15 protein-coding genes, 1 tRNA gene and 1 pseudogene are annotated in these 13,378 nt (G+C 74.2%); 10 read left to right on the forward strand and 7 right to left on the reverse strand.

Going from position 1 to position 13,378, the window contains the following annotated elements; genetic code table 11:
- Positions 1-34: 34 nt before the first annotated feature.
- Positions 35-1,558: a beta-N-acetylhexosaminidase gene (locus tag N0B34_RS13045; protein ID WP_263731826.1), complete on the reverse strand. Its 1,524-nt coding sequence runs from the start codon at positions 1,556-1,558 to the stop codon at positions 35-37.
- Between the two features lie 218 nt (positions 1,559-1,776).
- On the opposite strand from N0B34_RS13045, the gene N0B34_RS13050 reads away from it, so the two are divergent.
- The gene (locus tag N0B34_RS13050) at positions 1,777-2,163 is read left to right on the forward strand and encodes a DUF1304 domain-containing protein (protein WP_263731827.1); all 387 of its coding nucleotides are present in this window, start codon (positions 1,777-1,779) and stop codon (positions 2,161-2,163) included.
- A gap of 107 nt (positions 2,164-2,270) precedes the next feature.
- Positions 2,271-2,927: a DsbA family protein gene (locus N0B34_RS13055; RefSeq protein WP_263731828.1), complete on the forward strand. Its 657-nt coding sequence runs from the start codon at positions 2,271-2,273 to the stop codon at positions 2,925-2,927.
- Between the two features lie 303 nt (positions 2,928-3,230).
- Here the strand turns inward: N0B34_RS13055 and N0B34_RS13060 are convergent, their stop codons facing one another.
- Positions 3,231-4,718, reverse strand: coding sequence for an HNH endonuclease signature motif containing protein (locus N0B34_RS13060; protein WP_263731829.1), 1,488 nt, complete (start codon positions 4,716-4,718; stop codon positions 3,231-3,233).
- A gap of 393 nt (positions 4,719-5,111) precedes the next feature.
- Between N0B34_RS13060 and N0B34_RS13065 the strand changes: the two genes are divergently transcribed.
- The 3 genes from N0B34_RS13065 to N0B34_RS13075 all read left to right on the forward strand — a co-directional run bounded on the left by N0B34_RS13065 (position 5,112) and on the right by N0B34_RS13075 (position 6,415).
- On the forward strand, positions 5,112-5,381 hold the full coding sequence (locus N0B34_RS13065) for a GlsB/YeaQ/YmgE family stress response membrane protein (protein ID WP_263731830.1): 270 nt from the start codon (positions 5,112-5,114) through the stop codon (positions 5,379-5,381).
- A 226-nt stretch (positions 5,382-5,607) separates the two neighbouring features.
- Entirely contained in the window at positions 5,608-5,802 is a 195-nt protein-coding gene (locus tag N0B34_RS13070) for a hypothetical protein (protein ID WP_263731831.1), read from the forward strand.
- 130 nt (positions 5,803-5,932) lie between these two features.
- Positions 5,933-6,415 (forward strand): hypothetical protein, encoded by a 483-nt coding sequence (locus tag N0B34_RS13075; RefSeq protein WP_263731832.1) that lies wholly within the window; start codon positions 5,933-5,935, stop codon positions 6,413-6,415.
- Between the two features lie 91 nt (positions 6,416-6,506).
- Here N0B34_RS13075 and N0B34_RS13080 read toward each other — a convergent pair whose 3' ends face one another.
- A complete protein-coding gene (locus N0B34_RS13080; protein WP_263731833.1) occupies positions 6,507-8,165 on the reverse strand; it encodes an alkaline phosphatase family protein in 1,659 nt (552 codons plus the stop codon).
- A 121-nt stretch (positions 8,166-8,286) separates the two neighbouring features.
- Positions 8,287-8,493 (reverse strand): PLDc N-terminal domain-containing protein, encoded by a 207-nt coding sequence (locus N0B34_RS13085; RefSeq protein WP_263731834.1) that lies wholly within the window; start codon positions 8,491-8,493, stop codon positions 8,287-8,289.
- Positions 8,494-8,632: 139 nt separating this feature from the next.
- Between N0B34_RS13085 and N0B34_RS13090 the strand changes: the two genes are divergently transcribed.
- Both N0B34_RS13090 and N0B34_RS13095 read left to right on the forward strand, forming a co-directional pair.
- On the forward strand, positions 8,633-9,514 hold the full coding sequence (locus N0B34_RS13090) for an oxidoreductase (RefSeq protein ID WP_263731835.1): 882 nt from the start codon (positions 8,633-8,635) through the stop codon (positions 9,512-9,514).
- A gap of 45 nt (positions 9,515-9,559) precedes the next feature.
- Positions 9,560-9,934 (forward strand): cupin domain-containing protein, encoded by a 375-nt coding sequence (locus tag N0B34_RS13095; protein ID WP_263731836.1) that lies wholly within the window; start codon positions 9,560-9,562, stop codon positions 9,932-9,934.
- A gap of 33 nt (positions 9,935-9,967) precedes the next feature.
- On the opposite strand, the gene N0B34_RS13100 is transcribed toward N0B34_RS13095, so the two are convergent.
- Entirely contained in the window at positions 9,968-10,636 is a 669-nt protein-coding gene (locus N0B34_RS13100; protein WP_263731837.1) for a trimeric intracellular cation channel family protein, read from the reverse strand.
- A 43-nt stretch (positions 10,637-10,679) separates the two neighbouring features.
- Here N0B34_RS13100 and N0B34_RS13105 point away from each other — a divergent pair, with 43 nt between their 5' ends.
- From N0B34_RS13105 to N0B34_RS13115, 3 genes are all read left to right on the forward strand, one after another.
- The gene (locus N0B34_RS13105) at positions 10,680-10,913 is read left to right on the forward strand and encodes a hypothetical protein (protein WP_263731838.1); all 234 of its coding nucleotides are present in this window, start codon (positions 10,680-10,682) and stop codon (positions 10,911-10,913) included.
- 119 nt (positions 10,914-11,032) lie between these two features.
- Complete coding sequence (locus N0B34_RS13110; protein WP_263731839.1) at positions 11,033-11,971, forward strand: MerR family transcriptional regulator; 939 nt, start codon at positions 11,033-11,035, stop codon at positions 11,969-11,971.
- A 90-nt stretch (positions 11,972-12,061) separates the two neighbouring features.
- The gene (locus N0B34_RS13115; protein ID WP_263731840.1) at positions 12,062-12,628 is read left to right on the forward strand and encodes a GNAT family N-acetyltransferase; all 567 of its coding nucleotides are present in this window, start codon (positions 12,062-12,064) and stop codon (positions 12,626-12,628) included.
- A 61-nt stretch (positions 12,629-12,689) separates the two neighbouring features.
- On the opposite strand, the gene N0B34_RS13120 is transcribed toward N0B34_RS13115, so the two are convergent.
- A tRNA-Ala gene (locus N0B34_RS13120) sits at positions 12,690-12,762 on the reverse strand.
- Positions 12,763-12,855: 93 nt separating this feature from the next.
- Positions 12,856-13,378 (reverse strand): annotated as a pseudogene (locus tag N0B34_RS13125) (hypothetical protein); the annotation flags it as partial.

Here is a 13,378-nt window from a genome sequence, read left to right on the forward strand (position 1 = left end):
GCGCCTCCTCGGCGCGCCTCGTCACGGGACCTCGTCAGCGCTGCCAGTCGACCTGCGGGGACGGGTACCAGCTGAGCCCCGCGGCGTCCCACCGGGCGCCGAGAGCGGCCACCCGGGTGCGGAAGTCCTCCCAGTCGCGCCGGTCCGCGGCCGACCACGCGACCTCCGCCACCGCCGCCAGCCGGGGCAGCAGCATGGTGGTCAGGTCGTCGAGCGTGCGCAGCGTCTCGGTCCACACCGCCGCCTCCACGCCGAGCAGCGCCTCGGCGGGCAGGCCGGGCAGGAGGGTCGCCGGCTCCCAGTCGTAGGAGTCGCGCAGCTCCACGTGGCCCGCCCACTCCAGGCCCAGCGGGTAGCCGGGGTGGTACTTCATGTCGAGGTACGTCCGGTCGCCGGGCGACAGCAGCAGGCGGGCGCCGGCCGCTCCGGCGGCGACGAACGGTGCCGGGTCGGCGTGCACGTCCCAGTACTGCACCACGGTGCCGGGCTCGAGCGGGGTCGTGGCGATCTCCTGCCAGCCGACCACCTGCTTGCCGGCCGCCCGGACGGCCGCTGCGGCGGTGCCGACCAGGGTGGCGTACTCGTCGGGCGCCATGCCCTGCACCTCGTCGCCCCCGATGTGGACGTACGGACCGGGGGTCATGGCGGCGATGTCGCCGAACACGTCGTGCAGGAACGCTCCGGTGGCGGGCAGTGCCGCCGTGAGGCGGCTGAAGCCCACCTCGATGCCGAGGTACTCGTCGGTGGGTCGCCCCGACGGGGACAGGTCGCCGTAGGCGTGCAGCGCCGCGTTGACGTGCCCGGGTACGTCGAGCTCCGGGACGACGGCGATGCCACGTGCGACGGCGTACGCCACCAGACGGGCGTAGTCCTCGGCGGTGTAGTGGCCGCCCGGGTCGCCGCCGACCGAGGCGCCCGAAGACCGGCGGACCAGCTCCGGCCGCGACGGCAGGTCGATGCGCCACGCCTGGTCGTCCGTCAGGTGCAGGTGCAGCACGTTGAGCTTGTGGTCGGCCATCAGGTCGACGACCACCTCGAGGTCCCCGACGCGGACGAAGTGCCGGGCCACGTCGATGGACAGGCCCCGCCAGGCGAACCGCGGTGCGTCCAGGACCAGCACCGCGGGCAACACCTGGGCACCGGCCGTCGTCCGGGTGAGCAGCTGGGCCAGCGTGGTGATCGCGTGACCCAGACCGGCCGGGGTGCGGGCGTCGACCTCGACACCGTCCGGGCGCACGCGGAGGCGGTACGCCTCGTCGCCGACCGGCAGCTCGTCGCCGGTGGGCAGCCTCTCGGCGGCGGGCTGCCCGTCGTCGTCGGCCAGGTCGTCGCCGGCCAGGTCGTCGCCGTCGCGGCCGAGGAGGCGCAGCCGCAGCACCGGCGTGTCCGGAGCCGCGGCGGCCTGCACGGACCCGCCGACCAGGGCGGCCAGGCGCTGTGCGGCGTGCCGGGCGGCGGCGTCCGGGGCCACCACGGCGATGCCCGGGAGCAGCACGAACGGCTCGTCGGGCAGCTGCTGCAGCCGGAGCGGACGGGGGACGACGGCGGGTCCGGTCACGTGCCGCACGCTACCGACGAGGGACACCCCGCATGCCGCAGCCGCGCGGCGGCGCCCGTCCTGGTACCGCGACGGTCCTGGCGCCGTGCCGGACGTGTGGCCGTGCCGGACCTGTGGCCGTGCCGGTCCCCGCCGGGTGTCGGTGAGACCGAGCGGACCGGTCCGATAGATTGTGGACCGATCGGTTCACAAACAACGGAAGCACGGAGGCGGTCGTCATGCTGGTCGTCGGGCTCGTCCTCTGCTCGCTCGCGGCGCTGGTGCACGTGTACGTCTTCGTGCTCGAGTCCCTCGTCTGGACCGGACCGCGGGCGCGGGCCACGTTCGGCACCACGCCCGAGGACGCGGCGACCACCCGGCCGCTCGCGTTCAACCAGGGCTTCTACAACCTGTTCCTCGTGGTGGAGATCGCGCTCGGCGTGGTGCTGGTCGCCGCCGGTCACACCGCCGTGGGGGCGACGCTGGTGCTGGTCGGCGCCGGGTCGATGGTCGCCGCCGGGCTGGTGCTGCTGCTGTCCGACCGTTCCAAGGCCCGCGCCGCGCTCGTCCAGCTGGTCCCACCGCTGCTCGGGATCGCCGCGCTCGTCATCGGCCTCGTCGCCTGACCCAGGCCCCCGCCCGGCCGGCTGCTCGGCCGACTCCGGGGCCGCCGCGGACGGGCATGCGGAGCCAGTGGGAATAGCGCCCGGCCGGCGACAGGTTGGCGTCAGTCGTGAGCGAACCCCTGACGATCGACATCTGGTCCGACGTCGCCTGCCCGTGGTGCTACATCGGCAAGCGGCACCTCGAGCAGGGGCTGGCCGCCCTCGGCGCCGACGCCCCGGACGTGCGGATCGAGTACCACTCGTTCGAGCTCGCGCCCGACACGCCGGTGGACTTCGCCGGTTCGGAGGTCGACTTCCTCGTCGGGGCCAAGGGTCTGCCGCGCCAGCAGGTGCTCGCGATGCTGGACCGGGTGACCGGCGTCGCGGCGGAGGCCGGGCTCACGTACGACTTCGACCGGCTGCAGCACACCAGGACGCTCAAGGCGCACGAGCTGCTGCACTTCGCCAAGGCGCACGGCCGGCAGCTGGAGCTCGAGGAGCTGCTGTTCCGCGCGTACTTCACCGAGGGCGTGCACGTGGGTCGGCTCGACGAGCTGCTGCGCCTGGCCGAGGAGGCCGGGCTGGACGGCTCCGCGGCCCGGGAGGCCCTGGAGTCCGGTCGGTACGCCGACGACGTCCAGGAGGACATCGACCGTGCCCGGCAGCTCGGGATCACCGGTGTGCCCTTCTTCGTGCTCGACGGGAAGTACGGGGTGTCCGGCGCCCAGCCCGCCGAGGTGTTCGCGCAGGCGCTGAGCCAGGTCGCGGCGGAGCGCGCGGCGTGAGCGGCGGGTCGGAGCGGCCCGCCGCGGCCCCCGAGACCTCGGCGTCGTCGCTGCTCGGCAGCGGAGCCGGGCTCGTGATGATCCAGACGGACGGGCCCGCGTTGGTGTGTGCCGACGGTGTGTGTGCACCGGCCGATGCCGTGCAGCTTCTCGCGGCTGGGGCGCAAGCCCCGACGGACGTCCAGCTGTCCGACTCCGCTCGATAGCAGCGCGGGCGGCGCGCAGCGACTCAGCGCCGCACGGCAGGGTGACGCACCGACCCAGGGCAGGGCCGCGCCCACAGCGTCGCCCGAGGCCGCTGCGTCAGAACGGCGGCGTGTCGGGGTAGCCGGTGGTGTGGCCGCCGGGTGGTCCGCCCTTGCCGGGTGGTGAGTCGATGCCGGCTGGTGAGTCGATGCCGGGTGGTGGGTCGATGCCGGGTGGTCGTGCCGCTCCCGGTGCGGGTGGCGGCCACAGGGTGGTGGCAGGACGGGTGGCGTAGTGCCGCCCGGTGGGCGAGTGCCAGTCCAGGGTGCCGTCGGGATGGTGGGTGACCCGCCAGCCGGCCTGGTGCTTGAGGTGGTGGTGCTTGCGGCACAGGCACGCCAGGTTGGTCAGGTCCGTGGTGCCGGCATGGGCCCAGGCGGTCGAGTGGTCGATGTCGCAGCGTGCGGCGCGACGCCGGCAGCCGGGGAACCGGCAGGTGGCATCGCGCAGCTGCACGGCGCGGCGCAGGTCGGCCGGGACGGTGTACTGCTGGCGGCCGACGGACAGCACGGCCCCGGTCTCGGGGTGGGTCAGCACCCGGGTGAACGTCGGGGCGTTGGCGCACAGCGCGCGGGCGGTGTCGAGGTCGACGGGTCCGAACCCGTCCAGCTCGGCCGGCTCGTCACCGTGGCCGAGCAGGGTCAGCACCGGCACGGTCAGCACCACCTGCGGCACGATCCCCCGCACCCACGACGGCACGCCCGTGCTGGTGGGCACCTCGCACGGGGCGTCGTCACTACCCGGCGCGCCGTGGACCCCGGACAATGCATCTGCTGGGAGCTCACCGTCGCCGGGCCGGTGGTCGGCGATGTCGGGGGTCAGAAGCAGGTCGCACAGCACGTCGGCGCGCAGCTGGGGCAGCGTGCGTGACTCGTCGGGTCCGGTGACGGCCGCGGCCAGGTCGTCGATGCGGTGCAGCACCCCCATCGCGGCGGCGGCCGGCAGCAGGGCGGTCAACCAGCACAGGTCCTCATCGGCCGGGCTGACGTCGACGAACCGGTCACCGGCCACCCGGACACGCTCCTCACGCGTGCGCGGTGCGTGCCGGGCCCGCCAACGGTGAGCCGCCGCCCGCAGCTGCGGGGCCGTCACCTCGATGGCCCGTCCGGCCAACGCCGCGTCCGCCGCAGCGAGGACCTCGCGGTCCTCGATCCCGTGGAACACGTCCAGCACGGCGCCCACGTGAGCGGCGGACAGCTGCCCGGACAGGTGCGCGGCGTGCAACCGGGGAAACGCGGCCAGCATGGTGATCCGGGTCAGCCGGCGCGCCAACGTGCCCTCCGGGACGCGCAAGGAGGCAGCCAGCTCGGCCAGCATCCCGCGCGCACCCCACTCCCGCCGCCGGCCCGCGTCCCCCTCCCCGCAGCGAGCCGCCAGCTCGCCCGCCCCCCACAGGTACGTCGCCGCCAGCCTGTCGTCGAACCGGGCGGCCGCCATCGTCGCGTCGCGCGCCTGATCCACCAGCGTCGCCAGCTCGAGACCGAGCGGGTCCGACCACTCGTCGACCAGGAGGTCACCGGACAGGAAGGCCACCGTCGCCGTCATCGACGGCCGGTCCCCACTCACCGTCCGCGCACCGGCACCACTCGCCGCCGCGTCCGTCGGCGCCGGCAGCGGCAACGGCGCGACGTCGCGTCCGCGTCCCACCGCCACCAGCTCCATGACCCCATCCCACCACCGACCACTGACACGACCGGCCGCGGGGAAACGGCCCCTGACCTGCACCGACATCCACAAGCGACGTACCTGTGGGCGGCTCGGCTCGCCATCGCAGCCCTCGCCGCGCCGGCCTCCGTCATGCGGCCAACGCCCGCCACCGTGCCGCGCCTGCCCGACCACAGCCCACCCCACGAGCCATCGCTCGACAGGCGGAGCGGGCCGCCCTGACCTACTTTCGAGGCCGAGGGGCACGCCCCTCACGACCCTTAGGAGACGACAGTGACTGCGACCGGCATCATCAGCGCGATCATCATCGGACTGATCATCGGAGCCCTCGGCCGCCTTCTCGTCCGCGGCCGTCAGCACATCTCGATCCTGGTGACGATCCTCGTCGGCATCGTCGCTGCCCTGATCGGCAGCTGGATCGCTTCCCTGCTGCACGTCAACAACACGCCGGGCATCGACTGGATCGAGCTGCTGATCCAGGTGGTGCTCGCCGCGATCGGCGTCTCGCTGGTCTCGGGTGGCGCCGGTCGTCGTCGCATCTGACGGCCCGCAACAGCGCACAGCACGCACCCCCGGGCCTGGCCGGGACCACGACGGCGGCTGCCTCCTTCGGGCAGCCGCCGTCGTGCTGCATCCGGCGATGCCGCGTCCGACGACGAGGGCGTCGCCGCCCGGCACCTCTCCGCTCGCGGGCGCGCCGCCGTATCTACCGAGGCACCCCGTGCTCCTCACCGATCGAGCACCACGGCGACCGACAGGGGAATCCGCGATGGACGAGCTCGACCTCGACAACGTGCGGGTGGACGTGACCGACCAGGACATCGCCACCGCCCGCAACCTCTGGGTCGCCGCGCGTGACGGCGACGCCGACGACGCGCGCGTCGACCTCCTGTTCCAGGACCTGTTCCGGCTGATCAGCGCCCAGGCGCAGCAGATCGCCGACGACTTCCGCGCCGCGCACTGACGGCGGCCGCCCCCGGCCCGCTGCCCACCCGACGGCGTGGCACGAGCCCGACCAGCACTCCCCGCCGCTCACAGCGGCGCCACAGCCGTCCGACAGCGAGGCGTCGGCCTGCGGGCGCATCGTCGTCGTCGTGACCACAGCGACCCTCCCCCCGACCGCCGCCGGCGTCGAGCGGGCGGAGCCCCGCCGAGCGGCCCACACCCCCGCCGTCACGCTCGTCACGCTCGCCAGCGCCGTCGCCCTGGTCCCGTGGATCGTGCACCTGGCCCGGTCCCTGCCCGCCAGCTACGTGCTGACCGGCTGGAGCAGCGCGTGGGTGGGCTTCGACGTCGTGCTCACCACCGTGCTCGCAGCAACCGGCCTCCTGGCCCGGCGTCGCGACCCGTTGTGGCCGGCCGCGGCGTTCGCCTCCGCCGCCCTGCTGGTCGCGGACGCCTGGTTCGACGTGATGACGTCCGGCACCGGCGGGCTGCTGGTCCCCGTGCTGTCGGCCGCACTGCTCGAGCTGCCGCTCGCGGCGCTCCTCGTCGACCACGCCGTCCGTGCCACGCGGGCGGCCACCGTCCCGGCGCCGCGCGCCACGTCCCGGGAGGGAGCCGCCACCGAGGGCTGACCGCGAGCGGGCCGGGGAGGGCCGGCACCGCCGCACGCACGGAGGGGCCCGCCGGATCTGCGCCCGGCGGGCCCCTCCTCGTGCACACCGCTCAGCCGCGGGCGCCCTCCACGCCCGGCAGCACCGCGGTGTGCTCGGCCCGCACGGCCTGCAGCGCGTCCGGGTCGAGCCCGAGCAGCGTCAGGATGGTCGGCGCGATCTGCGTCGTCTCCACCGGTGCCGCGCTGGTGCCGTGCCGGGTGGCGGTCCCGGACACCACGAGCGGCACGTGCCGGTCCTGCGCGTCGGCGCCGCCGTGCTCGGCGATCTTGCCCTTGCCGCCGGTGTAGACGACGCCGTGCTGCACGATGCCGACGACGTCCGGGTGGTTGGCCTCGGAGACGGCGACCCCGTAGAACGCCGCGGCGTCCGTCCCGGCGTAGACGCTGGTCAGGCCGGACGACGAGACGGTCCGAGCCGCGCCCGTGATCGTGTTGCCCGCCGCGGTGTGGCTGGTCAGGTACGCCTTGACGAAGTCCGTCGCAGCCGCCGACCGGTCGGACAGCCACAGCTGCATGATGTCGTCGTCCGTGGAGAAGACCACCAGGTCACCGGCGCCGGGGTGGGCCGCCGTCCACGCCGCGTTGATGCCGTCGATGATCGCGCCGTCCGGCACGCGGGTCAGCGCCGCCGGGTCGGTGGGCGACTGCCCGTGCTTGGCGGACAGGATCACCGTGGTGCTGCCCTTCAGCCCCGCCCGGTCGATCTCGTGCGTGAACGACCCGACCGACGCGTCGACGAAGTCGAGCGCCTTGCTCAGCAGCGGCCCGGGCGTCACGCCGTCGGCCAGGTAGCCGCCGGCCAGCCCGTCGGACTTCGGGAGCTTCTGCGCCGTCGAGACGCTCTGGAAGTTCATGCCGAAGACGGCAGGCGCCCCGACCTTCGTCGTGCGGGCGTGGTCGTAGCCGTCGATCTCGTTGAGCACGGCCTGCACCTTGTAGCCGTCGTACTGCTGCGTCGCGGCGTTGTCCTTGGTCCAGTCGGCGCCCGCCGCGTAGCCCGTGGCGTCGCTGTTGATCTCCGGGGTGAACAGGTCGTCCACACCCTTGCCGGACGGGCCGTTGAGGATCTCGTACGCCGGGTGCTTGTCCGACCAGGCGGTCCGCAACCCCGCCTGCTTCGCGACCTCGAACACCGTGTTCACCTTGAGGTACTGGTGCGGGTACACCGGCGTGCAGGTCGTCGGGTCCACCGGCAGCGTCGCCGGGTCGAGCAGGGTGGCCGGCGTGCCCGTCATCGACAGGATGCTGCCCGGCAGGCCGGTCATGCCCTGACCGGCGTCCAGCGCGCTCTGGTTCCGGTCGGCAGCCTCGGTGTACGAGACCTCCGCGCCCGGTGCCACGCCGGTGCAGCTGGTGGTGCCCGCGGGCAGCAGCGCCCGGTTCCAGGTGTCGTCGTAGTACACGCCGGTCGTCTTCGGGTTGCCGCCCGTCACCTGGCCGACCATGCCCGGGAAGGAGTCCGACGGCACCGGCGTGCTGGCCTGCGTGTAGCTGGTCCCGCTGTGCACCAGGCGCGCGAGCGCCGAACCGGGGTGCTGACGCACGTACCAGTCCAGGTCGCTCTGGTGCAGCCCGTCCACGCTGAGCAGCAGCACGTGCTGCTGCGGCGCGCGGCCCCCGCGGGTCGGTTCCGCGCTGGCGGCAGAGGCGCTGACCGCGAGCGCCACCACCGCGAGCGCGGTGGCCCCGCCGATCGTCGTCCGGTTCATCCCTGCTCCATCCCTCGAAGGACGCACGGCCACAGGCCGCACCGGCACAGCGAATGCCGGGGAGGAGACGAGCCGGTGAGCGTCAGCCGAACGTCCGGCGAACGCAACCTGTGGACGTGCCTCAGCGCGGGCGTCGCGCCGCAGGCCGGCCGACGGCGAACCAGGCGACGGCGGCGACCACGCTTCCGAGCACCAGCAGCACCAGCCACACGGAGCGGGAAAACGTGGCGACGTCACGTTCCGGCGTGCGGCTGAAGTCGACCAGGGCGTAGACCCAGAACGCGAGCGCGGCGAGCACGACGAGCGTCGGCACCCACGAACCGGTCACCCGTCCATGCTAGGAGCGCGGCCCGGTCCCGTGACCGTGGGTCTGCCGGTCCCCGGATGGCCGAGGCCCTGGTGCCTCGGGCGCTGCGGACGGACGGTGGTGCTGCTCGCCGCAACCGGCGGACGAGCAGGAAGGCACCATGTCCCTGACCTCACCCACCCCGCAGCAGCTGCCCGGCGGCACCTTTCGTGCCGGTGACCTCGAGCTCACCCGTGTCGGCTACGGCGCCATGCAGCTGGCGGGCCCCGGCGTCTCCGGCCCGCCGCGCGACCGCGACGAGGCCCTCGCCGTGCTGCGCACCGCCGTCGAGCTCGGCATCCGCCACATCGACACCGCGGACTTCTACGGCCCGTTCGTCACCAACGAGCTGATCCGCGAGGCGCTCTCGCCCTACCCGGACGACCTGCACATCGTCACCAAGGTCGGCGCCGTACGCGACGACGACGGTGGCTGGAACCTGGCCCGCACGCCGGACGACCTCCGTGCCCAGGTGCGCGACAACCTGCGCCACCTCGGGCTCGACGTGCTCGACGTGGTCAACCTGCGCGTCGGCACCCCGGAGGGCCCCGAGGCGGGCTCGCTGACCGAGCAGGTGGAGACGATGGCCGAGCTGGTGCAGCAGGGTCTGGTCCGCCACGTCGGGCTCAGCAACGTCACCGCCGAGCAGCTCGCGCAGGCGCAGGAGATCGTGCCGGTGGTCTGCGTCCAGAACCTGTACAACCTCGCGCAGCGGCAGGACGACGAGCTGGTCGACCTGACCGCACGCCTGGGCGTCGCCTTCGTGCCGTTCTTCCCGCTCGGCGGCTTCACGCCGCTGCAGTCCACCGCGCTGCAGGAGGTGGCCGCGCGGCTGGAGGCGACCCCCATGGCGGTCGCGCTCGCCTGGCTGCTGCAGCGGTCGCCCAACATCCTGCTGATCCCCGGCACCTCGACGGTGGCGCACCTGCGCGAGAACGTGGCGGCCGCCGCCCTGCAGCTCCCGCTCGACGAGCTGGCGGTGCTCGACGCCATCGCGGGGTGAGGGCGCCCGGTGCGCCCGTCGGCCACCGCTGGCACGCTGGCGGTCATGAGCCCTGCGAGCACCGCCATCGACCTGGAGCACAAGCTCTCCCTGATCAGCGACCTCTGGTCGCCCAAGGTCGTCGCTCGCATGAACGACGACGAGGTCAAGCTGGTCAAGATGCACGGCGAGTTCGTCTGGCACCGGCACGACGAGACGGACGAGCTGTTCCTGGTGCTGCGCGGCCACCTGCGGATCCAGCTCCGCGACGGCGGGGTGGACCTCGGACCCGGTCAGCTGTACGTGGTGCCGCGCGGGGTTGAGCACTGCCCGGTGGCCGACGAGGAGACCCACGCCCTGCTGCTCGAGCCGCGCGGCGTGGTGAACACCGGCGACGCCGGAGGTGAGCTGACGGCCCCGTACGACGACTCGTTGCTGTGACGGCGGGTGCGGCGGCGTGACCGGGACAACCGGTCAGCGCCGCACCCGCCGGCGCAGCGGCCGGCCGCTGCGGTCGAACAGCACCCCGTGCGGCAGCATCCAGCCGCGCCACCGCGAGACCAGCACGCCGACGGCGGCCACCACCGTCGCCGCCACGAGCCCGACCACCGGACGGCCCAGGCCCTGGACCCCGACCATCACCGCGGATCCCACCAGCGCCCACGTCGCGTAGAGGGTGTTCCCGCCGAAGATCGCCGGCACGCGGGACAGCGCGATGTCGCGGATCGCACCGCCGCCGACGGCCGTGACCGTGCCGAGCAGGATCGCGGGGAGCCAGCTCAGACCGCTCAGCAGCGTCTTCTGCGCACCTACCGCCGACCACGCGCCCAGCGCCAGCGCGTCGACCACCGGGAACACCCGGTCCCAGGTGCGTCCCTCGAACCGGACCGCGAAGGCCACGCCCGCCGCCACCAGGGCCGTCACCAGGTACGAGTAGTCGGTCAGCGCGACCGGCGGACCTTTCTGCAGCAGCACGTCGCGCAGCAGGCCGCCGCCGAGGCCGGACAGGATGGCCAGCACGGCGAACCCGACCGGGTCCAGGTTGTGCCGCCGCGCCACGGCGCCACCGAGGAGCGCGTTGGCCGCCACACCGAGCAGGTCGACAGCCCGCAGCACCTCTGCCACCGTCCCGGCGCCCGTCACGGACCACACGGTAGCCGTCGCCGCGGACGCTACCGTCGTGCGCATGGGCCCCGAACCGAAGCCGCCGCCGTGCTCCTGGTGCCACTGGCCGGTCCGCCTGGTCCCCGCGCCGCCGGGCACCCCCGAGGCGACGCCGGCAGCCCCCGACGCGCAGGTGCGTCAGCCCGCGTCCTCGGCAGCCGACGACGACACCACCGCCGTGGAGCCGCCACGCGTCCGCCAGTGCACCAACCCCTGGTGCCCCACGCGCCGGGCCGGGTTCGGCGTCGCCCCCTGAGCCAGCAGCTCGGCGTGCGCCGCCAGACTCGCAGACGGTGCCCTGCACACGAGCACCCCGACCGACGGTGAGCACCGAGGGCTTGAGCCTCCCGCAGGGGGAGACCGCAAGGTAGGGACATGGACGGCGACAGGCTCTACTCCATCGGCGAGCTCGCCCGGCGGACCGGTCTCACGGTCAAGACGGTGCGGTTCTACTCCGACCGCGGGATCGTGCCGCCGACGGACCGCAGCGCGGCCGGCTACCGCCGGTACGACGACGGCGCCCTCGCGCGCCTGGAGCTCGTGCGGACGCTGCGAGAGCTGGGCCTGGACCTGCCCACGATCCACAGGGTCGTCGACCGCGAGCTCTCCCTGGCCGAGGTGGCCGCGACCCACGCCGAGGCCCTGGCGGTGCAGGTCCGAGTGCTGCGCCTCCGGCACGCGGTGCTCAGCGCTGTGGCGGAGCGCCGACTGGGTCCTCAGGACGCCGAGGCGCTGCAGCAGCTGGCCCGGCTCTCCGAGGCGGAGCGGCGAGACCTGGTCGGCGGCTTCCTCGACGCGGTCTTCGACGGTGTGGGCGCCGACCCCGCGTTCGCGGGAGTCAGGCGCTCGATGACCCCCCGCCTGCCCGACGACCCCGACGTCCAGCAGGCCCGCGCCTGGGTCGAGCTGGCCGGGCTGGCCTCGGACCCCGGCTTCCGCGCCGACCTGCGACGCATCGCTGAGGACCTCGCTGCGGACCGGGCACTCGCGGGTACCACGGTCCCGCGCCGCGACGTGGCCGCAACGGTGCGGGACCTGGTCGCCCCGGCCCTCGCAGCAGGCGTCGACCCGACCTCGGCACGTGCGGACCCGACCGTCGCGGCGCTCACGGCGCAGTGCGCGCAGCTCTGCGGCCGCCCCGACGACGCCGACCTGCGCCGTCGGTTGCTCCATCGGCTGGAGACCGTGAACGACCCCCGCCGGGACCGGTACGTCGAGCTCCTCGCCGTCGTCAACGGCTGGCGGGCTCCGGAGGCGCTCGCCCCTGCGCTCGACTGGTCCGTCGCGGCGCTGCGCGCGCGGGTGCAGCGGTAGGGCGTGGCGAACGGTTCGGGGCCCGGCCGAGCGCCGCTGCGGACCGCCGCCGTGGACGACGCAGTCGTGATCCGTGCGTACGATCCGCCGGTGACCGACCCCGTCGTGCTCCGCGTGGATGCGACGTCCTCCGCTCCGGCCCTGGTCCTGCGCCCCTGGTGCACGCGGGACGTCCCCGCGCTGGTCGAGGCGTACCGGGATCCCGCGCTGCGTCGCTGGACCCGCTCGTCGGTCGACGACGACGCCGGTGCGGCCCTGTGGGTCCGCACCCAGCAGCGAGGCTGGGCCGAGGGTGACCGGTTCGCCTTCGCCGTCCTCGAGGCGCAACCGGGCTCCGCCGCCGCGCAGCCGATCGGCCACGTGGTGGTCAAGGAGGTCGCCCACGGCAAGCCCTCCGCCGAGGTGGGCTACTGGACCGCCGCGCACGCTCGCGGTCGAGGAGTGGCCTCTCGTGCTCTCGATGCGCTCACCACCTGGGCCTTCGAGACCTTCGCGCCCGGTGGGCTGGAGCGGCTCGAGCTGCTGCACCAGGCGGACAACGTCGCCTCGTGCCGGGTCGCTCGCACGTGCGGCTACGGGCTCACCGGCGCCCTCCCCGCGACGCCGCCCGACTTCCCGCTCGACGGTCACGTGCACATGCGGAGCAGGTCCGCCTGAACGCCGAGAACCCCGCCTGACCGTCAGCTTGTCGCTGGTCAGACGGGGTTCCGCGTCGGGGTGGAGCTGAGGGGATTCGAACCCCTGACCTTCTCATTGCGAACGAGACGCGCTACCAACTGCGCCACAGCCCCTTGAAGCGGGCTACAGATTAGCACCCACCGCGCGGCGGACGAACACGGCCGTCGGGGTTCGCCGCTGAGCCCGCGACGCTCAGTACCGCGAGCTCACTCCCCCGCCGCGCGTCGCTTCGCCAGCACCGCGTTGAGGTCGATGCTGCCCGTCGTCTGCACCGGCGCCACGGGGGTGCGGATCTCCCCGTCGTCCGCCGCGGAGGCGGTCGCAGCCACCGCAGGCGCAGGCGCCTCCGCGGGGCGGACGGCGGTCGACGCCTCGACGTCACCGAGCGCCACCGGTTCCCGGCGCGGGGCCGCAGGCTTCATCGTGTAGGTCGGTCGCGGCACCGGGATGGGCTGCCACCGGTCGTCGGACGCGTCCGCGCTCTGCGACGCGGGCTGCGGCGCGACCGTGGGCACGGCACCGGTCGCATGCCGCACAGACCTGCCCCGCTCCCCGCGGTCCTCCACGATCGTGGAGAACATCTGGGTCGAGGTGTCCGACGGGTGCACCGCGCGGCCCGTGACCGCGGGCTGCTCGGCGGTGCTGCGCGCCGTCCGGACCGGCGCGGCGGGCGCGGCGGTCGCCGTCGCGGCCTGCGCCCCGGTCGTCGCTCCCGCTCGGCGCGCCGCG

It is taken from the genome of Cellulomonas sp. SG140 (genome assembly GCF_025770785.1).
GTDB lineage: Bacteria > Actinomycetota > Actinomycetes > Actinomycetales > Cellulomonadaceae > Cellulomonas.